The sequence below is a fragment of the Aurantiacibacter suaedae genome (genome assembly GCF_005434915.1).
GTDB lineage: Bacteria > Pseudomonadota > Alphaproteobacteria > Sphingomonadales > Sphingomonadaceae > Alteraurantiacibacter > Alteraurantiacibacter suaedae.
The window spans coordinates 87,793-111,507 of the sequence record NZ_SKCG01000004.1 but is presented as its reverse complement, the minus strand read 5'-3'; the positions used below and the strand labels follow the sequence as shown (position 1 = coordinate 111,507).

Below are 23,715 nucleotides of genomic sequence, written 5' to 3'. Positions count from 1 at the left end.
GCTGTGGTTAAAATTGTCTGATGGTAAGCTTCGCGTAACTATGTGGCTTCGCGTAATTGCGCGGTTTTGTCTTTCTTCCGTTCATACTCGACAGTTCGATCCTGAACGATTAGCAAGTGAACACGCAACAGGGGCAATGCGCGACAGATGAAGCTCATTATCGGGAACAAGAACTATTCTAGCTGGTCGCTGCGTGGCTGGCTCGCTGCCAGGCAAAGCGGGCTCGCCTTCGAAGAGCTGACCGTGGCGCTCTATGGCGAGGAATGGGAGGCGACCAAGCGCGAGCAGGGCGAATTCCAGCCTTCGGGCGGCAAGGTGCCGCTGCTTTGGGACGGCGATGTGGTGGTGTGGGACAGCCTCGCCATCCTCGAATATCTTGCCGACAAGGTCGGGCGCGACCGGTTCTGGCCCAAGGCCGACGAACCGCGCGCCATGGCCCGGGCGATGGTGGCTGAAATGCACAGTTCCTACTTCGCGCTGCGCCACCAGTGCCCGATGAATCTGCGCGCCCGCGCCAAGGTCAAGCTGACCGAAGACTTGCAGCGCGACATCGTGCGCATCCTCAGCCTGTGGGCCGAGGCACGCGCGCGGTTTGGCAGGGGCGGGCCGTTCCTGTTCGGCACCTTCAGCGCGGCCGACATTTTCTATGCCCCGGTGGTCAGCCGGTTCCGCACCTATGCCATCACCGTGCCCGGCTTCGCCCAGGCCTATATGGATGCGATCTGGGAACATACGTGGATGCAGGAATGGGTGGCGGCGGCCGAAGCCGAGGAATGGACTATCTCGGCCTTCGACGTGGGGGCCACAGCATGAGCGCCGATCCCATTGCCCTTACGCGCGCGCTGCTCGCCGCCCCCAGCGTGACCCCGGCGCGTGGAGAAGTGTTCGATGTGCTGGAGGCCATGCTTGTGCCGCTCGGCTTCACGGTCGATCGGTTCCTGCGCGGCGAGGGGGAGGAGGGCAGCGACGAGGAGCCGGTCGAGAACATGTTCGCGATCCGTGCCGGACCTGCGGGCAGCAAGCACTTCGCCTTTGCCGGTCATGTCGACGTGGTGCCGCCGGGAGAGGGCTGGTCTTGCGATCCGTTCGAACCGGAACTGCGGCAGGTTCCAGGCGGCGAATTGCTATACGGTCGCGGCGCGGTCGACATGAAGGGCGCGGTCGCCTGCTTCATCGCCGCGTTGGCTGAGATTCCGGCTGAGGCGGGCACCGTGAGCCTCATCATCACCGGCGACGAGGAAGGCCCGGCGCTCCACGGCACTCGCGCCTTGATCGACCACATGCGCGCCCGCGACACGATCCCAGACCTGATCCTCGTCGGCGAACCGACCAGCGTGAACCGGCTGGGGGATATGATGAAGATCGGGCGGCGTGGTTCGGTGAACATCTGGTTGGACGTCGAGGGCGCGCAAGGCCACGTCGCCTATCCGCACCTTGCCGACAATCCGCTGCCCAAGCTCGTCGCCATGCTGGCCGAATTGGACGCGCTCACGCTTGACGAGGGCACCGACTGGTTCCAACCGAGCAACCTCGAAATCACCGAGATCAACGTGCCCAACAAGGCGCACAACGTGATCCCCGGCAAGGCGAGCGCGCGCATCTCGATCCGCTTCAACGATCTGCACACGGGCGCGTCGCTCAGCGAAAAGGTCTGCGCCATTGCCGAGCGGCATGGCGGCACGGCGCGGCCGGTGATCTCGGGCGAGAGCTTCCTCACCCCGCCGGGCGCCTTTTCCGAGATGCTGGCGCAGGCAATCGAGGCCGAGACCGGCATCGTGCCCGAAGCCTCCACCAGCGGCGGCACCTCCGATGCGCGCTTCCTCAAGGATCTGGCCCCGGTAATCGAATTCGGCCTCGTCAACGCGACGATGCACAAAACGGATGAGGCCGTAGCGGTTGACGACCTGCGCACACTCACCGCAATCTACACAAGGATTCTAACCTCCGCCTTCGGTTCTTAGGAGATTCATGCATGCGCTTCTGGTTCGCCACCCCGCTCTGGCAGCGCGTGATTGCCGCCCTCGTGCTCGGCATTCTCGTGGGCTATCTGTGGGGGCCGGGTGCGGAAAGCATCAAGTGGATCGGCGATCTGTTCATCGCCGCGATCAAGATGCTGGTGGTGCCGCTGATCTTCTTCAGTCTGGTTTCGGGCGTCGCCGCGATCGGCGATCTGAGGAAGCTGGGCGCAGTCGGCGGGCGCGCGGTGCTGCTGTTCGTCATTACCGGGCAGATCGCGGTCTGGCTGGGGCTGGGCCTGGGCACGCTTTTTCAGCCGGGCGCGGGGCTCGACACGTCGGCAATCGACGTCGGCGAGGTGCCGCAAAGCAACTTCACCGGCTGGACCGACATGATCGTGGCCACGGTGCCCGCCAGCCCGGTGCAGGTGATGGCCGATGGCGCGGTCTTGCCGCTGATCGTCTTCTCGCTGTTGATCGGCATCGGCATCCTGATGGCCAAGGACGAAGGCACCCCGGTCGCGCGGGTGTTCGATTCAGGCTCGGTGGTCATGCAGAAGGTGACTGCCATCGTGATGGAGCTGACCCCGTTCGGCGTTTTCGCGCTGATCGCCTGGGTCACCGGTACGCTCGGCATTCCGGCGCTGCTCGCGCTGGGGCAAGTGGTGGCGCTCAACTATCTCGGCTGCTTCCTGATGATCGGCCTCGTCTATGTCGCCATGCTCAAATTCATGGCGCGGGTGCCGGTGGTGGCGTTCTTCCGCGGCATGGTCGATGCCCTGGTGGTCTCGTTCTCCACCGCCTCGTCGAGTGCGACGCTGCCCGTTACGCTGCGCTGCCTTGAGCGCAACGTGGGCGTGGGCCGCAGCGTATCGAGCTTCACCGCCTCGCTGGGCGCGACGATCAATATGGACGGGACCGCTATGTATCTGGGCCTTGCGACATTGTTCGGCGCGCAGATTTTCGGGATCGAGCTTGGTTTCAGCGACTACATCATCATCGCGGTGACGGCGACGCTTGGCTCTATCGGCGCCGCGGGCATTCCGGGCACCGGCCTCATCATGATGACGCTGGTGATGGGAAGCGTGGGCGTGCCGCTCGAAACCATAGCCTTCGTGGCAGGCGCGGATCGGATCATGGACATGATGCGCACCACCACCAACGTCACCTCCGATGCGACCATCGCCACCACCGTGGCGGCGATGACAGGCGCGCTCGATCGCGATGAACTGGTGAGCGCGGATGATGTTTAGCGAAGAATATCAAGCACTGCGAGAATGCTAGGGTTGCCCAAGGAAAAATCCCGCGCGATCGACATAATCTAGAAGAAACTCATGCTCGCTTCGCGCCCAATCAGCCGCACGCATAAAAAGGCTCAAGTCGATTATCTCCATAGCTAAATGGCCGGGCGGACCTTCCTGCTCAAATGGAAGAAAAATCAAACGGGTTGGATCAGATTTCCTGACTCCTGCGCATCTAGAATGCGCTATTCGTTTTCTATAGAATGCATGGTTAGGGTATGAATCTGCCATTTCTTCGATTCTCGAAGCTAGATCCGTCGCTCCATTCGAACGAAGCCTCTTTGCCGCCTTTTTAAGTTTGTCCGCGATCTCCTTTCTCCCGAAACGCTTCGCACCATCGTCTGGATTGAGGCCAGAAACTGATGAGAGAAAAAATGCGGTGACCATGTCGAGGTTCGCCCACATGAGTATCACGTCCAGGAGAACTTCGCGCACATCGCTCGGAAGTTGAGCTTCTAGGTCACCAGCGGCAACTGCAGCGACTTCATTTCTTTTCGTGTGAGACAAAGTTACCGCCCCTTCGGCTTCTCCAGCACCTTCTTCCGGAAGCTGCACAAGTCCTCCACCTTGCAGCGCCAGCACTCGGGCGTGCGCGCCTTGCAAACATAGCGCCCGTGCAAAATCAGCCAGTGGTGCGCGCCCAGCCGAAACGGCTGCGGCACCCGCTTCTCCAGCTTCGCCTCGACCTGCTCGGGCGTCTTGCCTTTCGCCAGCCCCGTGCGGTTGCCTACCCGGAAAATATGCGTGTCGACCGCAAAGGTCTCCTGCCCGAACCAGCAGTTTAGCACCACGTTCGCGGTCTTGCGGCCCACGCCGGGCAGGCGCACCAGATCCTCGCGCGTGCCCGGCACCTCGCCGCCGTATTCGTCGACCAACAGCTGCGAGAGCGCGATCACGTTCTTGGCCTTCGAGTTGAACAGGCCGATGGTCTTGATGTGCTCCTTCAGCCCCTCTTCGCCCAGTTCAATCATTTGTGCGGGCGTTGTGACCTTCGCAAACAGTGCGCGGGTGGCCTTGTTTACCCCCACGTCGGTCGCCTGCGCCGAAAGCGCCACGGCCACCACCAGCTGATAGGCATTGCCGTATTCCAGCTCGGTTTCGGGGTCGGGGTTGTCTTCGGCGAGGCGGCGGAAGAACTCGAAGATCTGGTCTTTCGTCAAAGCCCCAGCACGTCCTTCATTGAATAGCGGCCCGGTGCCTTTCCGATCAGCCACGTTGCGCCCTTGACCGCGCCCTGCGCGAAGATCGAACGATCCTCCGCCAAGTGGGTTAGGGTGAGCCGTTCCTTCTCGCCCGCGAGATAGACCATATGTTCGCCTGCCACGGTACCACCACGCAGCGCGGCAAAGCCGATGGCGCCCTCGGCGCGCTTGCCGGTGTGGCCGTGGCGGCCGCTCTCGGTGTTCTCCGCAAGGTCGATCCCGCGCCCCTTCGCCGCCGCTTCGCCCAGTAGGAGCGCGGTGCCCGAGGGCGCATCGACCTTCATCCGGTGGTGCATCTCCACGATCTCGATGTCCCAGTCCGGCCCCAATTTGCTGGCGGCTTCTTCCACCAGATGGGCGAGCAGGGTCACGCCTAATGAGGTGTTGCCCGTTTGCAGGACGGGGATCGCGCGGGCGGCGTTGTCGATGGCGGTCATCTCGCCTTCGCCAAGGCCGGTGGTGCCGATCAGCAGCGGAATGCCAGCACCAATGGCGGCGTGGAGGTTGGCCTCCAGCGCGCCGGGGGCGGAAAAGTCGACCAGCGCATCGCTCGCATCGGCCAGCGCGGCTACGTCGCCGCCATGGTCAGCGCCGCCTGCGCATTCATGCTCCGTGCTTGCCTCAAGCGCGGCGGCGATTGCCTGCCCCATGCGCCCGGCGCTGCCGATGATTCCGATTTTTGCCACACCCACTCCGTTCGTCCTGAGCTTGTCGAAGGACTGCTTTTCCTTCACCGCCCGTCTAGAAGGAAGGACGGCCCTTCGACAAGCTCAGGGCAGACGGAGACGGGTAGAATGGCAGAATTGCCGAAGAACATCGTGATCCTCACCGGCGCAGGGATCAGCGCCGAATCGGGCCTTCGCACCTTCCGTGCGGAGGATGGTTTGTGGGAGGATCACCCGGTGCAAGAGGTCGCCACGCCCGAGGGCTTCGCACGCGATCCCGACCTTGTGCAGCGCTTCTACGACGAACGCCGCGCGCAGGTGCTCGCCGCGCAGCCCAACCCGGCGCATGAAGCACTGGGGCGGCTTGAGCGCGAATTTGCAGGCGAGCTGCTGCTCGTCACCCAGAACATCGACGACCTGCACGAGCGCGGCGGGGCCTCGCGCGTGCTGCATATGCATGGCGAAGCGCTTTCGGCCTGGTGCCGCGCCTGCGACGCGCGCCACCCCTGGCAGGGCACATTGCGCGATGGCCCGGGCTGCCCCGCGTGCGGCGAAGTGGCGATGCGCCCCGATATCGTCTGGTTCGGCGAAATGCCCTATCAGATGGAGCGGATTTTCGACGCGCTCGCCGGAGCGGATCTGTTCGTGAGCATCGGGACCAGCGGCGCAGTCTATCCGGCGGCGGGCTTCGTGCAGCAGGCCGGCGAGCACGGCGCGCGCACACTCGAACTCAATCTGGAACGCAGCGCCGGTTCGCACTGGTTCGATGAGACACGGCTGGGCGCAGCCAGCGAACTGGTGCCGCAGTGGGTGAACGAAGTGCTGGCTGCGGGCTGAGGCCGGTCATTCGAGAGGGGCGGATCAGTTACCACGCCCGCTCAGCCTGAGCCTGTCGAAGGCGAGCCACCTTGTTTTCCGCTAACGCCCCTTCTTCGCCGGGGCGGCGTGAAAGTCGGGGTCTTTCTTGGCCACCCATTTCACGAACTTGTCGATCACCGGCTCGGCCAGGAACTGATCGACGTCCATCCCGATCCGCTCGAGCTGCGAGTTCGTGAAGTTGGCCGTCAGCGCATTCTGGCAGATTGCGTGCATCGGCACGGTTTCGCGCCCGCCGCGGCTCTTGGGCACGGGGTGGTGCCATACCAGCGTCGCCCCGGTCGGCCTGCCGCACAGCCAGCACGTTGGCGGCGGAGCCTGCTCTTCGGGTTCGTCGTCCCAGTCGTCGCGGCGTTTGCGGGCCATGTTTCAAATCCTTTCGGTCGGCTGGCTCAGGGGACAACCGTGGTGAACAGATAGACCCCGAAGATGACCAGATGGACCATCCCCTGCAGGATCGTGGTGCGCCCGGTGGCGAGCGATTGCGTCGCCACCAGCAGGCTCAGCAGCAACAGTACGATGCCCTTGCCCGAAAGCCCCAGCGCAATCGGCAGCTCGATAATCAGCGACAGCGCGGCGACCGTGGGGATAGTGAGGCCGATGGTCGCCAACGCCGAGCCCATCGCGAGATTGAGGCTCTTCTGCACCCGGTTGGCGAGCGCGGCGCGGATGGCGGCCACGCTTTCGGGCAGCAGCACCAGCGCGGCGATCACCACGCCGACCGTGGCGCGCGGCGCGCCGAGGCTGGCGACCAGATCGCTGACCGGTTCGGAAAGGTCTTTCGCCAGCAGCACCACCGCACCGAGCGAAACCAGCAGCAGCCCTGCCGACACCAGCGCCTGACGTTTTGTGGGCGCGGCATCGTGGATCGGCTCTGCACCGGGCGTTGCGGCACTTTCGGGGGTGAGGAAATACTCGCGGTGGCGCACCGTCTGCACGGTGACGAAAGTGCCGTACAGCAGCAGCGAGGTGACCGCGACAAAGGCCAGCTGCGCCGAGGAATAGACCGGCCCCGGCTCGGTAACGGTGAAGTTGGGCAGCACGAGGCTCAGCACGGTCAGGGCCGACAGCGTGGCGAGAGCGGCGCTGACGCCCGCTTGCTGAAACGACTGCTCGTGATGGCGCAGGCCACCGATCAGCAGGCAGATGCCGACAATGCCGTTGAGGATGATCATCACCGCCGCGATCACCGTATCGCGGGCGAGGGTAGCCGCTTCGTCGCCAGCGCCCGCCATCAGCGACACGATCAGGCCGACCTCGATAAAGGTCACGGCCAGTGCAAGTGTGAGCGTGCCGAACGGCTCGCCGATGCGGTGGGCGATCACCTCGGCGTGGTGCACCGCCGCAATCACGCAGGCTCCCAGCACCAGCACCACCAGAATCACCGGCACCGCGAATATCGTGCCGAGCGCGATCAGCGCCCAGGCGAGCAGCGGAGAAAGCCAGGTGAGAAGCGTGAGGGCGCTGGGCATGATATCCTGACTATGGCACGAAGCGGCGGGGAAGCGCGAGGGCGCGTATCGTCTATTCGTCGCCGTACATCGCCACCACCGGCTCGGCCCCGGCAGCGGCGACGCCGCGATACATGCCCTCGGTGTTGAAGCTCCACGCGGGCGTGCCATCGGCGCCGACCACGATCACGCCGCCCGTACCGCCGAGCGCCAGCGTCTCGGCCTGGACCGCGTCGGCGGCTTCCTGCGCGCTCTCGCCGAGGAAGCGCATCCTGGCGGCTATCTCGTGCGCCAGCCCTTCGCGGATATAGAACTCGCCCGCGCCGGTGGCCGAGACCGCGCAGGCGCGATCATCGGCATAGGTGCCCGCGCCGATCAGCGGGCTATCACCCACGCGGCCAAAGCGCTTGCCGGTGTGCCCGCCGGTCGAGGTGGCGGCGGCCAGCGCGCCGCTCTTGTCACGCGCCACCGCGCCGACTGTGCCGTGCTTCTCGTCGTTGATATGAGGCAGGCCTGCCGCCTCGCGCTCGTGCCAGCGGGCCAGTTGTGCCCGCGCGCGGTCGGTGGCGAAATAGTCCGGCTCGGCCTGTTCAAGGCCCCGTTCGAGCGAAAATCGGTCCGCCCCGGCGCTTGCCAGCAGCACATAGCGGCCATCGTCCAGCACCTTGCGCGCCAGCGACACCGGGCTGCGCGTACGGGTCACGCCGCAGACGGCTCCGGCGCGGCGCTGGGTGCCCTCCATGATGGCGGAATCGAGTTCAATCGTTCCCTCGGCGGTGAACACCGCGCCGTGTCCGGCGTTGAAGGCGGGGTCGTTCTCCAGCGCCTGCACCGCGGCCTGCACCGCATCAAGCGCGCCGCCGCCGCTTTCCAGAATGGCGCTGCCATCGGCGAGCGCGCGGGCGAGCGCGGCGCGGGTGCGCTCCTCGCGTTCGGGCGAGAGGTCGGGGCGCAGAATCGTGCCTGCGCCGCCGTGGATGACGAGCGTCCATTCGGGGGTGGGCGGCATGTGGCTGGCGGGAAGGGTGGTCATGTCAGTCTCTCATGGCCGAACAACCCTTGCAAGCAGGGTCTTTGGCGATGTTCATCGTGCGCATCGAGGGGGCGAGGCCATCCATCAGGTGCAGCTTGCTCCACAGCGGTTCGCCCATTTGCCCAGAACCGTTTTGCGCAACCAGTACGCGGATTGCCTGCATGGCGGCGAAGGTGCCGGCCCAGCCCGCCATTGCGCCAAGCATTCCGTCCTCGGCGCAGGTGTCGCAATCCTCGGCGTCGAAGGCATCGCCGACAAAGCAGCGGTAGCAGGCCTCACCCGCCAGGTTCCCGGCAAAGGCGCCGACCTGGCCCTGAAACCGGCCCACGGCAGCGGCGAGCAGCGGCACCCCGGCCGCCACGCAGGCGTCGGATACGGCGAGGCGCGTGGCGAAATTGTCGGTCCCGTCGAGCACGAGGTCGACCCCTTCGAGCACGGCGGGGGCGTTTTCGGGCGTGATCCGGCGGTCCGAAATGTTGACGACCAGTTCCTTGTCGAAATTGGCCACCCAGCGCCGCGCGGAGACGGCCTTGCCGTGGCCGACATCGCGCTCGGTGTAGATGGTCTGGCGCTGGAGGTTCGACGTATCGACATCGTCGTCGTCGACCAGTGTCAGCGTGCCGATCCCGGCCCCGGCGAGGTATTGCAGCGCGGGCGAGCCGATCCCGCCGAGCCCCATCACCAGCACATGCGCCTGATTGAGCAGCACCTGCCCGGTGCCGCCGAGTTCGGGCAGGACGATATGGCGGGCAAACCGGTCGAGACGGGCGGCGTCGAAGTTCATGGAGGCATCCCTAGGTGGCCGGGAGAAGGCGGGGAAGAGCTTTCCTACAACCGGTGGATAATGGCAGGGGCCGGGCTCGGTCTTTGATAGTGTGGATAGGTGCTCTTTGCGCGTGAGTGTCAACTTCGCGGTTGGGCCCGAAAGCTGCGCATTTCTGCGGGTTTCGCGGGTGACGCGGTGCCAACTTTGTCACCTTTACGAGCTGTGGGCAGAGCTGTGGATGACTTGTGGGCATGCCTGTGCACCGCGCCGGGAAAACCGGGACGGGGCGGCTGTGGGCAAATTTGTGGGGAAGCGCGGAAAAGGCGGTGGACAGATATCACCACACCCGCTCAGCCTGAGCTTGTCGAAGGCCACGCACCAAGGTTGGTCCCACTACGGGGCTGATGCGGTGGCTGTCCTTCGACAGGCTCAGGACGAGCAGGGAAAGGGCTCAGGCTGAGCGGGCAGCGGTGGCTGGTTCAGCTTTCCAGCTGGCGCAGCAGGCTGCGCACGTCGCCGTCCATATCGGCGTCGCGGGTTCGCAGGTCTTCGATCAGGCGCACGGCGTGGATCACGGTCGAGTGATCGCGGCCGCCGAACTTGCGCCCGATCTCAGGATAGCTGCGCGGGGTCAACACCTTCGAGAGATACATCGCCACCTGCCGCGGACGCACCACCGCGCGGGCGCGGCGCTTGCTGCTCATCTCCGCCCGGTCGATGCGGTAGAACTGGCAGACGGTGCGCTGGATCTCGTCAATCGTGATGCGCTTGCGGTTGGCCGAGAGAATGTCGGTCAGCTGCTCCTCGGCAAGCTGGAGAGACACTTCCTGACCCGTGAGCTGGGCATAGGCGATCAGCTTATTCAGCCCGCCGACCAGCTCGCGCACATTGCGGCTGACGGTGCGGGCGAGGAAGTCGATCACGTCCTCGGGCACGGCGAGCGGGGCGAACTTGGTCAGCTTCGATTCGAGAATCGCGCGGCGCAGTTCGATATCGGCGGGCTGGATGTCGGCCACCAACCCCATCGACAGGCGGCTGAGCAGGCGCGGCTCCACACCGTCGAGCGCCTGCGGCGCGCGGTCGGCGGCGAAGACCAGCCGCTTGCCCTCGGCCAGCAGCGCGTCGATGGTGTAAAGCAGCTCTTCCTGCGCGCTGGCCTTGCCGATGATGAACTGGATGTCATCCACCAGCAGCAGGTCGAACCCCCGCAGGCGGCCCTTGAACTCGATCATTTCGTTCGACTTCAGCGCCTGCACGAACTCAACCATGAAACGCTCGGCCGAACAGTAGAAGATGCGGGCGCGCGGGAACGTGCGCAGGTACTGGTGGCCGATGGCATGAAGCAGGTGCGTCTTGCCCTGGCCGGTGGCGGCCTTGAGGTAAAGCGGGGAGAACTGCGGCTTTTCGGCCTGCGCCATACGCTCGGCAGCATTCTTGGCCAGCACATTGCCGGTGCCGGTGACGAAGGCGGCAAACGTCTGCGTCGGGTCGAGGCCTACGCTTGAGGTGAAGCCGTCGTCGCCAATCGATTCCATCGCCAACGACGGATCGTTGGCGGCGACATTGCCGAAATGGTCCTGGCTCTTAAGCGAGATGTCGGACATCCGCCGGCGGCCGGGATGCACCTTCACATCGACCTGCCGCACGCCGCCGCGAATGATCTTCCACGCGAGCGAGAGGCGATCGAGATAGTTCTTGCGCACCCAGTTGGCGAGAAACTCGCTCGGCAGGAATAGCTCGAGCGTGCCGGTGGCCTTGTCGAGCTTGCCGAGCTGGATCGGCTTGATCCACTGCTGGTGCAGCTGATGGCCGAGATCCTTGCGCAGACCCTGGCTGATGTCAGCCCAGTCCGCCGCCAGGTCCAGGGCTTCGCTCTCCTCGATATTTTCCACTCTGTCCCCGTTCTTGTCTTTCCGTACGCGTCCTGCCTGTGGCCCCATCCGCATCATTGCTCCGTCATTCCTGTTCAAAATGCCAAACCGACAGATGTTGCCCCTCTCGCAGACACGACCTTCCCGCACGGCGCGGCTATATGCAGCGCCGCCGGTCGTGTTGCTATTGGATCTGTAAGCGGCCCGGGATGACCTCCCGCTGACCGCGAAAAGGACTATTGGCCGAGTTGGCCGGAGGGGCAAGGCCGAGCCTGTAAAAAATCCTAAATATACCGGCTTGACACCTTGGGGTGCCGCAGGCGTCCGTCCAAGTAATTGAAATTAATAAAGAGTTATATGACAGTCGTGCGAATCGTTGGATTCATGGCCTTTTGTCGAATGCCAATTCGGGCAAAGCCCTAGGCACGAAAAAAGGCCGGTGAAAGCATCACCGGCCCGTTCCAAATCTGTTCCGATTTTTGGCGTCGCGGCAACGAATCGTTACCGCCGGAAACGCGAATCAGAGAGCGGCGACGCGCTTGGTCAGCCGGCTCAGCTTGCGCGAAGCGGTGTTCTTGTGGAGCACGCCGCGGGCAACGCCGCGCGCCAGCTCGGGCTGGGCAGCCTTGAGAGCGGTCGAGGCGGCTTCCTTGTTGCCTTCGGTGCAGGCCAGTTCGACCTTCTTCACGAAGCTGCGGATGCGGCTCATGCGCGCGCCGTTGATCTCGGCGCGGTTGTTGTTGCGACGGATGCGCTTCTTGGCTTGCGGCGTATTGGCCATGTCTGTCCTTCGTCTCCACGAACGCTGGAGAGCGCCCGGATGTCTCTGTTGTAAACGTGCGGAAGCAGGCAGGAGCCCGCTGGAAAGCGCGCGCCATAGCTCCATGCAGAGATTCGGTCAAGCAAAGGCGCATATCGTCCTAGCGCTGGCAGCGGGGGCAATACCATGTGCTGCGCCCGCCCTGCGTCAGCCGCCGGATTACGCCGCCGTCCTCGCGCAGGCAAGGCTCGGCCGTGCGGCCATAGACGGCGAAGCGGGTGGCGAAGTAGCCGAGTTCGCCGCTCGGCGCGGCATAGTCGCGTAAGGAAGAACCGCCGTCGGCTATGCTCTGTTCGAGCACCTCGCGTATCGCCGGCACGAGCCGTTCAAGCGCAGGCCGTGAAACCTTGCCGCCCGGTTTGCGCGGATCGATTCGCGCCCGGAACAGCGCCTCGCACACGTATATGTTGCCGAGCCCGGCCACGATCGCCTGATCGAGCAGGCACAGCTTGATCGCCTGTTTGCGCCCCGCCAGCGCCGTCTTCAGGTGCACAGCCGTTAATTCGCTGCCGAGCGGCTCGGGCCCCATTGCGGCGAAAGCGCGCCAGGCATCGAGCCGGTCTGTGGCGACGAGATCGACGAAGCCGAACCGGCGCGGATCGTTCAGCGCAAAGCGATGATGCGCCGTTTCGAGCACGAGATGATCGTGTTTGTCATCGCTATCAGGATCGATTCGCCAGCGCCCGCTCATGCCGAGGTGGAAGATCAGGGTCGAATCGCGGTCGGTGTGGAGCAGGCCATATTTCGCCCGGCGCCCCAGCGAGGAAATCGTCGCGCCGGTCAGCACCTGCACGAGATCGGGCGGGAAGGCGAAGCGCATGTCGGGCCGGTTGACCTGCACCCTCGCGATCCGTTCACCTTCGAGGAAGCGGGCAAGGCCGCGCACGGTGGTTTCGACTTCGGGCAGTTCTGGCATTGCGCTGATTTAGGGCGGGTAAGGCTTTCTGTCATCGCCAAGCCATCGCTGCGCTCCTAACAGGGCGCGAATGACAGCCAATTCGAACTATCGCGCGATGGGGCTCCTTGCCCTGGTCATGGTTTTCTGGGCAGGCAATTCGATTGTCGGGCGGGCCGTGGCAGGGCAGATCCCGCCGCTGACGCTGGCCTTCATCCGCTGGACCGGCGCGCTGGCGTTGCTTGCCCCGTTTGCCATCAGGCCATTGCGGCGCGACTGGCCCGAATTGAAGCGCGGCTGGAAGCCGGTGCTTGTACTGGGTGTGCTCGGCATCGGCGCTTTCAACTCGCTGCTGTACTCGGGCCTCCAGTATACCACCGCGACCAATGCGCTGCTGATTCAGGCCGCAGTGCCAGGCGTGGTCCTGCTGCTCGACCGGGTCATCTTTCGCTTGCGCAGTGGAGCGGTGCAGATCGTGGGGACTGCGGCAACAATCGTGGGCGTGGTGTTCATCGTGTTCGAGGGCGATCCGGCGCGGGTGCTGGCGTTGCATCTGGGCAGGGGCGATGCGCTGGTGCTCGTATCGGTGCTGGTCTGGTCGCTTTACACCGTGTTCCTGAAACTTCGGCCCGAGGTCACCCCGATCAGCTTCGTGGCGATCACCTTTGCCATCGGTGTGCTGGCGAATGCCCCGCTGGCGCTGTGGGAATGGGGCGCGGGCCTGCGCATCGTGTGGAACACGGGCACCGTTCTGGCGCTTGTCTATGTCGCGCTGTTCCCCTCGCTGGTGAGCTACTTCATTTATAACTATGCGGCAGGGCAACTGGGCGCGGCGCGGGCAGGGCAGTCGATCACCTTGCTGCCGGTGTTCGGCGCGCTGCTTTCGGCGCTGTTGCTGGGCGAGGTGCTGCATTGGTACCACGCGGTGGGCATCACGCTGATCGGCCTGGGGATTGCGCTGGGCCTGTGGGCGCTGCGGCAGCAACAAGCCGGTGGCGCACTGCGCCCTACGCCGCTAGAGGGCAAACGATGAGCGAGCAGGTATCCTTCGGCTACGAAGACGTCGATCCCGCCGAGAAGACGAAGCGCGTCGGCGCGGTGTTTTCCGGCGTGGCCAGCAAATACGACATCATGAACGATGCGATGTCGGGCGGGTTGCACCGCTTGTGGAAAGACCAGTTCGTCCGCCGGGTGAAACCGCAGGCGAACGAGCAGATCCTCGATATGGCGGGCGGCACCGGCGACATCGCCTTCCGTATGGCCGACGAGGGCGCGAGCGTGATCGTCTCCGACATCAATCAGGAGATGCTGGACGTTGGCATCGAACGTGCGATGGAGCGCGGGATAGACGGCCTCGTCTGGTCACGCCAGAACGCCGAAGAGCTGACCTTTTCGGGCCGTCAGTTCGACGCTTACACCATCGCTTTCGGCATCCGCAACGTAACGCATATCGACAAGGCGCTGCGCGAGGCGCACCGGGTGCTGAAGTTCGGAGGGCGCTTCTTCTGCCTTGAATTCTCGACCATGACCTGGCCCGGCGCGAAGGAGGCCTATGACCTTTATTCGCACAAGCTGGTGCCGCAGCTGGGCCAGATGATCGCAGGCGATGCCGAGAGCTATCGCTATCTGATCGAATCGATCCGCCGCTTCCCGCCGATGCCCGAGTTTGAGCAGATGATCCGCGATGCCGGGTTCGTGCGCACCAAGGTCGAGCCGATCCTTGGCGGGCTGGTGGCGATCCATTCGGGGTGGAAGGTGTGAGAAACGCAGGTTTCGAGCATCCCCGCGCAGGCGGGGATCAAGCGCTTTGACCAAACCCGCCACGCATATCTGGCGCCTGCTTAAGTGGGGCCGCACGCTGGCGCGCCATGGTGCCTTGCGCGGGATCGAGGCCGATCCGAACACCCCGGCGCCGGTCAAGCGACTGTGCCGCCTTGCTCGCTTCGGCACGGTGCAGCCGCGTGAGCCTGACTATGCCGCCGCCTTTGAGGCCATCGGGCCTGCCGCGATCAAGCTCGGGCAGACGCTTGCCACCCGGCCTGATCTCGTGGGCGAGGATGCTGCCCGCAATCTGCTGAGCCTGCAGGACAGCCTGCCGCCGGTGCCCTTTGAAAAAATACGCGAACAGATCGAGCGCGGCTTTGAACGCCCGCTGGAGGACGTCTTCGCCGAGGTCGATCCGGTGCCGGTTGGGGCTGCCTCTATCGCGCAGGTTCATAAGGGCATGACCACCGATGGGCGTACCGTGGCGATCAAGGTGCTGCGACCCGGCATCCGCGAGAAGTTCGAGCGCGATATCACCACCTACGAATGGGCCGCCGCGCATCTGGAAGCCATGGGCGGCGAGGCGCAGCGGCTGCGCCCCCGGCTCACAATTGCCAATTTCAAGCGCTGGACCAACCGCGAGCTGGATCTTCGACGCGAGGCCGCCTCGGCTTCCGAACTGGCCGATGCGATGGTCGCCATCGACCGTTACGAAGTGCCCGATATCGACTGGGACCGCACCAATGGCCGGGTTTTGACCATAGAGTGGATCGACGGGGTCAAGATTTCGCAGATCGAAAAGTTGATCGAGGCGGGGCACGACTTGCCGGAGCTGGCCCGGCGGCTGGTGCTGGCTTTCCTCACCCAGGCGATCAGCGCGGGCTATTTCCATGCCGACATGCATCAGGGCAACCTGTTCGTGCGGGCAGACGGCACTATCGTTGCCATCGACTTCGGCATCATGGGGCGGATCGACCGCCGCGCGCGGCAGTGGCTGGCCGAGATCCTCTATGGCCTGACCACCGGAAATTATAAACGCGTGGCCGAGATTCATTTCGAGGCGCAATATGTGCCGAGCTATCACTCGGTCGACGAGTTCGCGACCGCACTGCGTGCCGTGGGCGAACCGATGCGCGGCAAGCCGGTGAGCGAACTCAGCGTCGGGCAGATGCTCGATGGGCTGTTTGCGATCACCCGCGATTTCGACATGCAGACGCAGCCGCACCTGCTGCTGTTGCAAAAGACCATGGTGATGGTCGAAGGCATCGCCACCCAGCTCGATCCGCAGATCAACATGTGGGATGTTGCCGCGCCCTATGTCCGCGACTGGATTCGTGACGAGCTTGGCCCGGAAAGCGCCATCGCTGACCGGATCAAGGAAGACACCGATACGCTGCTGCGTGTGCCCGCGCTCATCCGGCGGCTGGAAGAACTCTATCCGCCGCGTGGCGGCGCGCCCGAACCGCCGCCTTTGCCCGAGGTCGAACTGATCTGGGAACGGCGAGAGCGCGTGGGCGGCCGCGGATGGCTCGGTTACGTCGCGGCGGCGCTGGTGGGAGGCGCTCTGGTCTGGGCGGGGAGTTTGGCCGGATGGCTCGGCTAGGCGCACTTACGAAGAAATTCGATCGGTTCGCCAAATGGGCGCCTGGCGCAGCGCTGCTGGTGCTGGCAGGCTTTGCCCTGCTGCTTATCGCTGCGGCGCTAAGCGCCAGGCCGGTGCCCAACCGTGCTTCGGGCAATGCGGTGGCGAGCGCGGCTACGGCCCTCACCACCGATGCCGGCGGCACTGACGAAGACACTGCGCGCGACGCTTCCCTCAAGCTCTACGAGCGCGTCGCCGAGCGCGTGGGCGCAGGCGAGAATTACTATGTCGCAGCCATCGAGGAGCAGCGCGCACGCGATATTCCAGTGCGTCCGGGCGTGGCCGTGCGCTTGCCGACGCTGGCCTGGATTAGCGGCCATATTGGGCCGTGGGGGATGATGGCGCTGGCCTTCGTGCTGGGTGTCGCCGTGTTTATCGCCTGGTGGGACCGGCTGGAGAACGAGCCGGGCGGGCGCGACTATCGCACCTCTATTCTGCTGCTGGTGGCCATTGGCGCACTGGCCGGTTTCAAGCCGCACTATCTGGCTCTGCACGAGGTTTGGGCGGGCATGTTCGTGGCGCTCAGCCTCGGGCTTTATCGGCCCGGGCAGTGGGGCTGGGCGCTGGTTTTCGCCGCTGCCGCGCTGGCGCTGCGCGAACTGGCCTTGCCTTACGTCTGCCTGATGGGGGCGGTGGCGCTGCTACGCGGCGAACGGGCTGAGGCCGTGGCCTGGGGCCTTGTGGCAGGGCTGTTCCTGATCGGCCTTGCCGCGCACGCCAGCCTCGTCGGCGCGCTTACCGGCACCGCCGATCCGGTGTCACCCGGCTGGCTGGCCTTGCGCGGGCTCGGCGGGTGGACCGGCAATATCGTTGCCTCCAGCCCCTTGCAGCTGCTTCCCGCATGGCTGGCTGCGCCGCTGGCCTTGCTTCCGCTGATCGGCTGGGCCGGGTGGCGCAGCGATCTGGGCCAGACCGGCTTGCTGCTGTGCCTCGGCTATGGCCTCGGCTTCATGATTTTCGGTCGTGACAACAATTTCTACTGGGCGCTGGTGGTGATGCCGATCTGGTTTGTGGGCCTTGCCTTCGTGCCGCGCGCGCTTTCCAGCCTTTGGGCATCGGCGCGCGGACAATGAGGATGGCGGCAGACTGGCTTGCCCGCTGGTGCGCGCTCGACAGGCCTTTGCGCCATCTGCCGCGTATAGGGGCCTTGGCGGTGCTCCTCGCGCTAGTAGCCGCCCTGGCATGGAGCACGGTGGCCGTTCCGCAGATGCGTAGCGGTGAGGTGAAGGCGCAGGTGACCAAGGCCGAGAAAAACGGCAAGAAGGGCATCGGCGACTACGAACTCTATCGCCGGATCTACAAGCGCGTCGATGCGGGCGAGAACTATTACGCGGCCGCTGTTACCGAACAGCGCGCCAACCGCTATCCGGTGCGGCCCTTCGTGACCGTGCGCCTGCCGACGCTGGCCGTCGTGCAAAGCTGGCTTGGCCTTGAGACGCTGGGACATGTGCTGGTCGCCATGCTGGTGGTCTCGATCGGGCTTTATCTGCCGCTGACGCAGGATCGCACCGGCCTTGCCGAGCGGGTGGCGGGGGCCTTTGCGCTGCTGCTGGCCGGTGCAAGCCTGTTTGCAAAGCAAGGCCCGCTGTCGCACGAATCGGTCGCCGGAATCCTGCTAACGCTCGCCTTGCTATCCTATCGCACGACAAACTTCTGGCCCTCGCTCCTCTTTGCCGCGCTGGCGCTGGCAGTGCGCGAGCTGGCCTTGCCGTTCGTGCTCTTGTGGCTCGCCCTAGCCTTGGTGGCGGGGCGCTGGCGCGAGGCAGGCTGGGTGGCGGCCATCGTCGGCCTGTTCGCGCTTGGCCTGTGGCTGCATTCGATGGCCGTCACGGCCGTTGTGCAGGAAGGCGACCTCGCCTCTCCCGGCTGGAACGCACTGGCAGGCCCGGCGCTGCCGCTGATGGGGCTGGTGCGGATGACCCCGCTGCTTACGTTGCCCACCTGGCTGGCCGCGACGCTGGCGGTGCTGCCGCTGGTCGGCTGGGCATCGCTGGGCGGGAAACGGGCGGGGTTCGCTTGCCTTGCCTTCGCGGGGTTCTTCACGATGATGGCGCTGTTCGCGCGGGCCGAGAATTATTATTGGATACTCACTGTCCTGCCTCTCTATGCCGCAGGCCTTGCCTTTGCACCGCGGGCCGTGGCCGACCTGGTGGCCGCAGCGCGCGGGCGGGTTGTCAGCCGCAGGGAAGGGCATATTTAACCACAATCGGGCATGGCTGGAAAAGTGCTGGTCGGATGACTAGTGTTTGAAATGCAGCGATTTGGCCAGGAGGGCCACGAACAGGCAATGGCAGAGCCACGCATCCTGCTGGTGATCGGCGGCGGAATTGCCGCTTACAAGTCGTGCGAACTGGTGCGCCTGATCCGCAAGGGCGGGGGCGATGTCACCTGCGTGCTGACCGAGAGCGGCGCGAAGTTCGTCACTCCGATGGCGCTGGCCGCGCTATCGGGCAATCAGGTCCACACCACCTTGTGGGATCTGAAGAACGAAGCTGAAATCGGCCATATCCAGCTCACTCGCGAGGCCGAGCTGGTGGTTGTCTGCCCGGCGACCGCCAACCTGCTCGCCAAGATGGCGCATGGCATTGCCGACGATCTGGCCACCACGCTGATCCTCGCGACCAACAAACCGGTGCTGGCCGTTCCCGCGATGAACGTGCAGATGTGGCTCAACGAGGCGACCGAACGCAACGTTTACACCCTGCGGGAGAGCGGGATCCGGGTGATGCAGCCTGAGCTGGGCGAAATGGCTTGCGGCGAATTCGGACCGGGCCGCTTGCCCGATCCTGAGATGGTGTGGCTCGAAATCGCTGACATGCTCGGCCTCGATCCCAGCGTAGCCGGGGTCGACTACGAGGACGAAGACGGCAACTTGGGGGTCGATCATCCGGGCGGCCTGTCGGGCCTGCTTGCCTCGATCATCCCGCGCTCGTTCCGGGGCGGCGATCAGGACCAGGAGCCGGACGAGGGCGATGGTTTCGAGGGCGAACTCTCAGAGGGCCCCGATCTGCCCGAACCCGACTATTCCGACGCCGGCTCGCTGCTGGCGAAGAAGGGGATTGCCAAGGCCGCCCCGCCGACCGACCGCGAGGCTATCAACCACGAGGTCAACGCCCGCCAGAGCGCACCTCAACCCTTCGAAGGGGAAGACGCGGCAGCGCCCACGCTGGACTATCCGCTCGCCAATGCGCTCGATGCGCCGAGTGAGCTGACCCTCGATACCGCGCTAGACAGCTTCGACCCGCTCGCCGGACAGCCCGGTTTCGAACAGGCGGTGGAACACCGTCCGCTCTATGGCAAGCACGTGCTCGTAACCGCCGGACCGACGCACGAGCCGATCGACCCAGTGCGCTATCTCGCCAACCGCAGCTCGGGCAAGCAGGGGTATGCCATTGCCGCAGCAGCTGCCGCCGCAGGTGCGCGGGTGACGCTGGTGTCTGGTCCTGTAAACCTGCGCACCCCCCTCGGGGTCGACCGGGTCGATGTCGAGAGCGCGGAGGACATGGCCAAGGCGGTGAAGGCTGCGCTGCCTGCCGATGCTGCCGTGATGGTGGCCGCTGTGGCCGACTGGCGACCGCGCGATTATCGGGACGAGAAGATGAAGAAGCGCTCGTCCGCGCCGCCTGCGCTGATCCTCACAGAGAACCCCGATATCCTTGCCACCATCGCCGCCAGCCCGCAGCGGCCCGATCTGCTGATCGGCTTTGCCGCCGAGACCGAAAACGTGATCGAGAATGCGCGCAAAAAGCGCAAGAGCAAGGGAGTCGACTGGATCGTTGCCAATGATGTATCGGGCGATGTGATGGGCGGCGAGGACAATCAGGTGCATCTCATTCTCGAAGGCAAGGCCGAGGAATGGAAGCCGATGAGCAAGCAGGACGTCGCCACCCGCCTTGTCGCCAAAATTGCCGAGAAGTTGACCGCCGATGTCTGATCCCGTCCCCGTCCGTATCCGCCGCCTGCCGCATGGCCATGGGCTGGACCTGCCACGCTATGCCACTGCCGGCGCTGCCGGGATGGACGTTCTCGCCGCCGAGAATGTGATCTTGCGGCCTGGTATGCGCCATGCGGTTGCCACCGGTTTTGCCATGGCGATTCCCGAAGGGTTCGAGATTCAGGTCCGCCCGCGTTCGGGGCTGGCGCTGAAGCATGGAATCATGGTTCCCAACACGCCGGGCACCATCGACAGCGACTATCGCGGCGAGGTGAAGGTCATTCTCGTGAACCTGAGCGACGACAACTTCCACGTCCAACGCGGCGACCGCATTGCACAGCTGGTGCTGGCCCCAGTCACCCTCGCGCTGTGGGACGAGGTGGAGGAACTCGACGCAACCGAACGCGGCGCAGGCGGCTTTGGTTCGACCGGGGTTTCTTCCCAACCGACGGCATCGCCTGGCCGCGATTACGCTCCATTACGCTGAGCGCTCGTTAAAGCCCGCGCACCCACTCCAGAAACGGCCCAGACAGGCTCTGGTCGGTCGAGCCGATAGTCGCGCCTTCGGTGATGTGGTTGTGCCCTTTCAGAAGCAGCATCGTTGGGCAATTGCCGCTGGCGCCTTCACCACATAGCTGCGCTTCCACTGCCTCCGCAAAGCTGGTGAACTGCTCGGGATCGTGCTCGGCATAGACGAGCATCAGCGGAATTTGCACCGCGCCCAACCGCGTAATCGCCGCATCGGCCGTGTGTGCGGCGGTGTCGCTGCCGTAGTAGACGTGGTCCTCGCCCTCGGTCGCTGTGTAATAGGGCGAAAGCAGCAGTGCGCCGCTCACGCTGGCGAATTCTGGCCCGTGCAAGTCAGTGTGCTGGACATAGTCGGCCACGTGGCTCGCTCCCGCCGAATGGCCGAACAGCGCCACCTGATCAGGGTCGCCGCCATAGTCGGCGATGTTGTCGCGCACCCATTCGATCGCAGCGGCGAGATCGTCACGTCCGGCAGGCCATTGGGCTGCGGGGGCGAAGCGATATTCCATGTTCACGCCCACCATGCCGTTGCGCGCGGCAAAGGCGGTGACGTTCTGCGGGTAGAAGCCGTCGCCAGCCTTGCTCCCGCCCACGAAGCCGCCGCCGTGGACGAAAAGCAGAACCGGACGCGCGGCGTCCTTATCGGCTGAGTTTTCGGTATAAACGTCGAGGCGCTGGGCCGGATCGTCGCCATAGGCGAGGTCGCTTACCACGGTCACATCGTCATAAGGTGGGGCGTCGACCATGCCCTCAACCACCGCAATGCTGGCCGGAGGGTCGATCACGGGGCCGATCGCGGCAATCTGCGAGGCCTTTTCGGCGGGCAGGCCGGGCCATTGGGTCACATTCTCAGCCATGTCGTCCTCGACAGCTTCGTTGGCGCAAGAGACGAGCGACAGGCAGGCAAAGGCCAACAACCCGACTTTCATATGATTCTCCCCCGCAAGCATTATTTGAGGCAATTATGCCGCAAAGTGCCCGCGAGGGAAAGAGCCAAGCCCGGATTGAAGCCTAGTTGCGCTGGACCGGCTGATCCTCCGGCTTGACCGAGATACGCACCGTCTCGCCCGAGTTGCCGGGGAAGTCGGTGAACATCGCTTCGACCAGGTTCGGCACCAGATATTGCAGGCGGTTGGAAGTCGAGGCCGCCTCGGCCTTGCCTTCGAACAGCCGCTCGCCGCTTTTCGCATCGTCGATCTTCAGATCGATCCCGCTGGTAAAGACGGTGTAGCTGTCCACCCCGCCGTAGCCCGAGCCGCCGAAAAACGGATCGTACCAGCCATAGCCCCAGGCGCGGCTCGGCACATAGGCGACGCGCGGACGGCCATCGTAGCCGCGATAGACCACGGGCCGCGAATAGCCGTACCAGCTGTCATAGAATGGATCGCGGCGGAACCCGGTCGAACGGATCCGCTCGCGGCCCTGATCGACGCCATAGTCGAAGCGGACCAGCAAGGTCGCATCTTCGGGATTGGCGGCCTGAGTGTAGCCAAGCTGCGCCATCTCGGCCTCGACATAGTCGGCATAAAGCGCGAACTCGAGCCCACCGGCCAGCTCCGGATCTTCGGCGACGACCGCGAAGGTCTGCCCCTGAGGCGCGGGCAAGCGGCTTTCGAAGCGGCTCACGTCGGCGTTGAACGAGGTTGCGCAAGCGGAAAGCCCCAGCGCCAGCAGGGGCGCGGCAGCGAGCTTCACGAAGCGACGAAAGGTGGTATTTGCCATGGGTCTCTCACTCCGGTCTGCTCTGCACGCGGCCTCAGGGCCACGGGGCAGACCTTTTCTCTACGATAGACCGGTATCTGGCAAGGATGGGCTGAATGAGCCTTGAATGAACGGGCAGCGCGCGAAGGCCGCCCGTTCGGACCATGACTTCAGCCCCGGACCAGCCCGAGCGCCTTGTAAGTCGCATCGAGCGTGGGAACGCCCAGTTCGCGCGCCTGCGCCGCGCCGCGAGCGAGGATCGCGTCGAGCATCTCGCGGTCCTGCCGCAGCTCGACGAACCGGTCACGCACAGGGGCAAGGCTTTCGACCAGCAGCTCCGCCAGCGCAGGCTTGAATGCGCCGAAGCCCTGTCCGCCAAACTGGATCAGCACAGCCTCGTTCGTAGTGTCGGCGAGCGCGGCATAGATCGTCACCAGATTGAGCGCTTCGGGACGGCCCTCCAGCCCGGCCACTTCGCTCGGCAGCGGTTCAGGGTCGGTCTTCGCCTTCTTGATCTTCTGCGCCATGGTGTCGGCATCGTCGGCCAGTTCGATCCGGCTCATTTCGGAAGGGTCGGACTTGCTCATCTTCTTCGAGCCATCGCGCAGGCTCATGATGCGCGCGGCGGCGGGCGGCGTGATCGCATCGGGCAGGGTGAAGACAGGTTCGTCCTCGCTGGCGAAGTCGTTGTTGAACTTCTGCGCAATGTCACGCGCCAGTTCGAGGTGCTGGCGCTGGTCGTCGCCCACGGGCACGTGGGTGGCCTGATACAGCAGCACGTCGGCGGCCTGCAGCACCGGGTAGGTGAAGAGAGCCGCACTGGCGCCTTCGCGGTTCTTGCCCGCCTTGTCCTTCCACTGGGTCATGCGGTTGAGCCAGCCCATCCGGGCCGTGCCGTTGAGCAGCCATTGCAGCTCGGCATGGGCGGGCACCTGCGCCTGATTGAACAGGATCGAGCGCGACGAATCGATCCCGCAAGCGGTCAGCACGGCGGTCATCTCCAGCGTGGCGGCGTGGAGCGCGGCGGGCTCGTGCGGCATCGAGATAGCGTGAAGGTCGGCAAGGAAGAACAGGCACTGACCGCTCTCGCCATTGCCCGAGGCTAGGTTGTCCTGCATCCGCACCCAATTGCGGATAGCGCCGAGATAATTGCCGAGATGAAGCGAGCCGGTGGGCTGAATGCCGGATACGATACGCATAGGGTCAGGTCTTTCGAAATGGGAAACTGGCAGGATTATTGCCCGGACATGGTTGCCGGGCGCGCAGGATCAGTGCGCGAAGCGGCAGCCTCGCCAGGCCCAGGCTCCCCGG

The 23,715-nt window shown here is 64.7% G+C and carries 24 protein-coding genes; 11 read left to right on the top strand and 13 right to left on the bottom strand.

The annotated features are described in order from the left end of the window. Nucleotides 1–147: 147 nt before the first annotated feature. From E0473_RS14525 to E0473_RS14515, 3 genes are read left to right on the top strand one after another with little or no spacing between them, the layout of a single operon-like run. On the top strand, nucleotides 148–813 hold the full coding sequence (locus tag E0473_RS14525) for a glutathione S-transferase family protein (protein WP_137681639.1): 666 nt from the start codon (nucleotides 148–150) through the stop codon (nucleotides 811–813). Then, the gene (gene dapE, locus E0473_RS14520) at nucleotides 810–1,961 is read left to right on the top strand and encodes a succinyl-diaminopimelate desuccinylase (protein WP_137681638.1); all 1,152 of its coding nucleotides are present in this window, start codon (nucleotides 810–812) and stop codon (nucleotides 1,959–1,961) included. Before E0473_RS14525 ends, dapE begins: the two co-directional genes overlap by 4 nt. Before the next feature lie 11 nt (nucleotides 1,962–1,972). Further along, the gene (locus E0473_RS14515; RefSeq protein ID WP_137681637.1) at nucleotides 1,973–3,208 is read left to right on the top strand and encodes a dicarboxylate/amino acid:cation symporter; all 1,236 of its coding nucleotides are present in this window, start codon (nucleotides 1,973–1,975) and stop codon (nucleotides 3,206–3,208) included. A 27-nt stretch (nucleotides 3,209–3,235) separates the two neighbouring features. On the opposite strand, the gene E0473_RS14510 is transcribed toward E0473_RS14515, so the two are convergent. Genes E0473_RS14510 through dapB form a run of 3 tightly spaced genes read right to left on the bottom strand, consistent with a single transcriptional unit; the run spans nucleotide 3,236 to nucleotide 5,144 of the window. Further along, complete coding sequence (locus E0473_RS14510) at nucleotides 3,236–3,811, bottom strand: hypothetical protein (protein ID WP_206663453.1); 576 nt, start codon at nucleotides 3,809–3,811, stop codon at nucleotides 3,236–3,238. Then, complete coding sequence (nth, locus tag E0473_RS14505) at nucleotides 3,766–4,416, bottom strand: endonuclease III (RefSeq protein WP_137681635.1); 651 nt, start codon at nucleotides 4,414–4,416, stop codon at nucleotides 3,766–3,768. The genes E0473_RS14510 and nth overlap by 46 nt, the downstream gene beginning before the upstream one ends. Next, on the bottom strand, nucleotides 4,413–5,144 hold the full coding sequence (dapB, locus tag E0473_RS14500; RefSeq protein WP_137681634.1) for a 4-hydroxy-tetrahydrodipicolinate reductase: 732 nt from the start codon (nucleotides 5,142–5,144) through the stop codon (nucleotides 4,413–4,415). The genes nth and dapB overlap by 4 nt, the downstream gene beginning before the upstream one ends. 108 nt (nucleotides 5,145–5,252) lie before the next feature. On the opposite strand from dapB, the gene E0473_RS14495 reads away from it, so the two are divergent. Continuing rightward, complete coding sequence (locus tag E0473_RS14495; protein WP_137681633.1) at nucleotides 5,253–5,960, top strand: NAD-dependent deacylase; 708 nt, start codon at nucleotides 5,253–5,255, stop codon at nucleotides 5,958–5,960. A gap of 81 nt (nucleotides 5,961–6,041) precedes the next feature. On the opposite strand, the gene E0473_RS14490 is transcribed toward E0473_RS14495, so the two are convergent. From E0473_RS14490 to mutM, 7 genes are all read right to left on the bottom strand, one after another. Continuing rightward, nucleotides 6,042–6,365, bottom strand: a complete 324-nt coding sequence (locus tag E0473_RS14490) for a hypothetical protein (protein ID WP_137681632.1) — start codon at nucleotides 6,363–6,365, stop codon at nucleotides 6,042–6,044. 26 nt (nucleotides 6,366–6,391) lie between these two features. Continuing rightward, the gene (locus E0473_RS14485; RefSeq protein ID WP_137681631.1) at nucleotides 6,392–7,471 is read right to left on the bottom strand and encodes a calcium:cation antiporter; all 1,080 of its coding nucleotides are present in this window, start codon (nucleotides 7,469–7,471) and stop codon (nucleotides 6,392–6,394) included. Nucleotides 7,472–7,523: 52 nt separating this feature from the next. Continuing rightward, the gene (locus tag E0473_RS14480; RefSeq protein ID WP_241657542.1) at nucleotides 7,524–8,483 is read right to left on the bottom strand and encodes an isoaspartyl peptidase/L-asparaginase family protein; all 960 of its coding nucleotides are present in this window, start codon (nucleotides 8,481–8,483) and stop codon (nucleotides 7,524–7,526) included. Nucleotide 8,484: 1 nt separating this feature from the next. Further along, complete coding sequence (locus E0473_RS14475) at nucleotides 8,485–9,267, bottom strand: HesA/MoeB/ThiF family protein (RefSeq protein WP_137681630.1); 783 nt, start codon at nucleotides 9,265–9,267, stop codon at nucleotides 8,485–8,487. A 461-nt stretch (nucleotides 9,268–9,728) separates the two neighbouring features. After that, nucleotides 9,729–11,189 (bottom strand): chromosomal replication initiator protein DnaA, encoded by a 1,461-nt coding sequence (dnaA, locus tag E0473_RS14470; RefSeq protein WP_137681764.1) that lies wholly within the window; start codon nucleotides 11,187–11,189, stop codon nucleotides 9,729–9,731. 451 nt (nucleotides 11,190–11,640) lie between these two features. After that, complete coding sequence (rpsT, locus tag E0473_RS14465) at nucleotides 11,641–11,901, bottom strand: 30S ribosomal protein S20 (protein WP_137681629.1); 261 nt, start codon at nucleotides 11,899–11,901, stop codon at nucleotides 11,641–11,643. Nucleotides 11,902–12,040: 139 nt separating this feature from the next. Next, the gene (gene mutM / locus E0473_RS14460; protein WP_137681628.1) at nucleotides 12,041–12,856 is read right to left on the bottom strand and encodes a bifunctional DNA-formamidopyrimidine glycosylase/DNA-(apurinic or apyrimidinic site) lyase; all 816 of its coding nucleotides are present in this window, start codon (nucleotides 12,854–12,856) and stop codon (nucleotides 12,041–12,043) included. Between the two features lie 70 nt (nucleotides 12,857–12,926). Between mutM and E0473_RS14455 the strand changes: the two genes are divergently transcribed. The 7 genes from E0473_RS14455 to dut all read left to right on the top strand — a co-directional run bounded on the left by E0473_RS14455 (nucleotide 12,927) and on the right by dut (nucleotide 20,662). Then, nucleotides 12,927–13,868 carry a DMT family transporter gene (locus E0473_RS14455; RefSeq protein ID WP_137681627.1) on the top strand — a complete coding sequence of 314 codons (942 nt, stop codon included), beginning with the start codon at nucleotides 12,927–12,929 and terminating at the stop codon, nucleotides 13,866–13,868. Beyond that, nucleotides 13,865–14,596 carry a class I SAM-dependent methyltransferase gene (locus tag E0473_RS14450; RefSeq protein ID WP_137681626.1) on the top strand — a complete coding sequence of 244 codons (732 nt, stop codon included), beginning with the start codon at nucleotides 13,865–13,867 and terminating at the stop codon, nucleotides 14,594–14,596. The genes E0473_RS14455 and E0473_RS14450 overlap by 4 nt, the downstream gene beginning before the upstream one ends. Nucleotides 14,597–14,642: 46 nt before the next feature. Further along, nucleotides 14,643–16,202, top strand: coding sequence for a 2-polyprenylphenol 6-hydroxylase (ubiB, locus tag E0473_RS14445; RefSeq protein ID WP_170308149.1), 1,560 nt, complete (start codon nucleotides 14,643–14,645; stop codon nucleotides 16,200–16,202). Continuing rightward, entirely contained in the window at nucleotides 16,190–17,314 is a 1,125-nt protein-coding gene (locus tag E0473_RS14440) for a hypothetical protein (protein WP_137681624.1), read from the top strand. The genes ubiB and E0473_RS14440 overlap by 13 nt, the downstream gene beginning before the upstream one ends. Then, nucleotides 17,311–18,441 carry a hypothetical protein gene (locus E0473_RS14435; protein WP_137681623.1) on the top strand — a complete coding sequence of 377 codons (1,131 nt, stop codon included), beginning with the start codon at nucleotides 17,311–17,313 and terminating at the stop codon, nucleotides 18,439–18,441. The genes E0473_RS14440 and E0473_RS14435 overlap by 4 nt, the downstream gene beginning before the upstream one ends. A gap of 87 nt (nucleotides 18,442–18,528) precedes the next feature. Beyond that, the gene (locus E0473_RS14430; RefSeq protein ID WP_137681763.1) at nucleotides 18,529–20,175 is read left to right on the top strand and encodes a bifunctional phosphopantothenoylcysteine decarboxylase/phosphopantothenate synthase; all 1,647 of its coding nucleotides are present in this window, start codon (nucleotides 18,529–18,531) and stop codon (nucleotides 20,173–20,175) included. Next, the gene (dut, locus tag E0473_RS14425; protein WP_137681622.1) at nucleotides 20,168–20,662 is read left to right on the top strand and encodes a dUTP diphosphatase; all 495 of its coding nucleotides are present in this window, start codon (nucleotides 20,168–20,170) and stop codon (nucleotides 20,660–20,662) included. The genes E0473_RS14430 and dut overlap by 8 nt, the downstream gene beginning before the upstream one ends. Nucleotides 20,663–20,669: 7 nt before the next feature. Here dut and E0473_RS14420 read toward each other — a convergent pair whose 3' ends face one another. The 3 genes from E0473_RS14420 to trpS form a co-directional block, all read right to left on the bottom strand. Then, entirely contained in the window at nucleotides 20,670–21,632 is a 963-nt protein-coding gene (locus E0473_RS14420) for a carboxylesterase family protein (RefSeq protein WP_161981623.1), read from the bottom strand. An 82-nt stretch (nucleotides 21,633–21,714) separates the two neighbouring features. After that, nucleotides 21,715–22,425: a DUF4136 domain-containing protein gene (locus tag E0473_RS14415; protein ID WP_137681620.1), complete on the bottom strand. Its 711-nt coding sequence runs from the start codon at nucleotides 22,423–22,425 to the stop codon at nucleotides 21,715–21,717. A 149-nt stretch (nucleotides 22,426–22,574) separates the two neighbouring features. Next, a complete protein-coding gene (gene trpS, locus E0473_RS14410; protein WP_137681619.1) occupies nucleotides 22,575–23,603 on the bottom strand; it encodes a tryptophan--tRNA ligase in 1,029 nt (342 codons plus the stop codon). Nucleotides 23,604–23,715: the final 112 nt, after the last annotated feature.

Coding starts and splice junctions, on each gene's coding strand:
- E0473_RS14485 (WP_137681631.1), bottom strand. CDS start 7,471: ATGCCCAGCGCCCTCACGCTTCTCACCTGGCTTTCTCCGCTGCTCGCC.
- trpS (WP_137681619.1), bottom strand. CDS start 23,603: ATGCGTATCGTATCCGGCATTCAGCCCACCGGCTCGCTTCATCTCGGC.
- E0473_RS14420 (WP_161981623.1), bottom strand. CDS start 21,632: ATGAAAGTCGGGTTGTTGGCCTTTGCCTGCCTGTCGCTCGTCTCTTGC.
- mutM (WP_137681628.1), bottom strand. CDS start 12,856: ATGCCAGAACTGCCCGAAGTCGAAACCACCGTGCGCGGCCTTGCCCGC.
- E0473_RS14490 (WP_137681632.1), bottom strand. CDS start 6,365: ATGGCCCGCAAACGCCGCGACGACTGGGACGACGAACCCGAAGAGCAG.
- E0473_RS14415 (WP_137681620.1), bottom strand. CDS start 22,425: ATGGCAAATACCACCTTTCGTCGCTTCGTGAAGCTCGCTGCCGCGCCC.
- dapE (WP_137681638.1), top strand. CDS start 810: ATGAGCGCCGATCCCATTGCCCTTACGCGCGCGCTGCTCGCCGCCCCC.
- E0473_RS14495 (WP_137681633.1), top strand. CDS start 5,253: ATGGCAGAATTGCCGAAGAACATCGTGATCCTCACCGGCGCAGGGATC.
- E0473_RS14440 (WP_137681624.1), top strand. CDS start 16,190: ATGGCTCGGCTAGGCGCACTTACGAAGAAATTCGATCGGTTCGCCAAA.
- dnaA (WP_137681764.1), bottom strand. CDS start 11,189: ATGGGGCCACAGGCAGGACGCGTACGGAAAGACAAGAACGGGGACAGA.
- E0473_RS14430 (WP_137681763.1), top strand. CDS start 18,529: ATGGCAGAGCCACGCATCCTGCTGGTGATCGGCGGCGGAATTGCCGCT.
- dut (WP_137681622.1), top strand. CDS start 20,168: ATGTCTGATCCCGTCCCCGTCCGTATCCGCCGCCTGCCGCATGGCCAT.
- E0473_RS14515 (WP_137681637.1), top strand. CDS start 1,973: ATGCGCTTCTGGTTCGCCACCCCGCTCTGGCAGCGCGTGATTGCCGCC.
- E0473_RS14480 (WP_241657542.1), bottom strand. CDS start 8,483: ATGACCACCCTTCCCGCCAGCCACATGCCGCCCACCCCCGAATGGACG.
- E0473_RS14475 (WP_137681630.1), bottom strand. CDS start 9,267: ATGAACTTCGACGCCGCCCGTCTCGACCGGTTTGCCCGCCATATCGTC.
- rpsT (WP_137681629.1), bottom strand. CDS start 11,901: ATGGCCAATACGCCGCAAGCCAAGAAGCGCATCCGTCGCAACAACAAC.
- E0473_RS14455 (WP_137681627.1), top strand. CDS start 12,927: ATGACAGCCAATTCGAACTATCGCGCGATGGGGCTCCTTGCCCTGGTC.
- E0473_RS14435 (WP_137681623.1), top strand. CDS start 17,311: ATGAGGATGGCGGCAGACTGGCTTGCCCGCTGGTGCGCGCTCGACAGG.
- E0473_RS14525 (WP_137681639.1), top strand. CDS start 148: ATGAAGCTCATTATCGGGAACAAGAACTATTCTAGCTGGTCGCTGCGT.
- E0473_RS14450 (WP_137681626.1), top strand. CDS start 13,865: ATGAGCGAGCAGGTATCCTTCGGCTACGAAGACGTCGATCCCGCCGAG.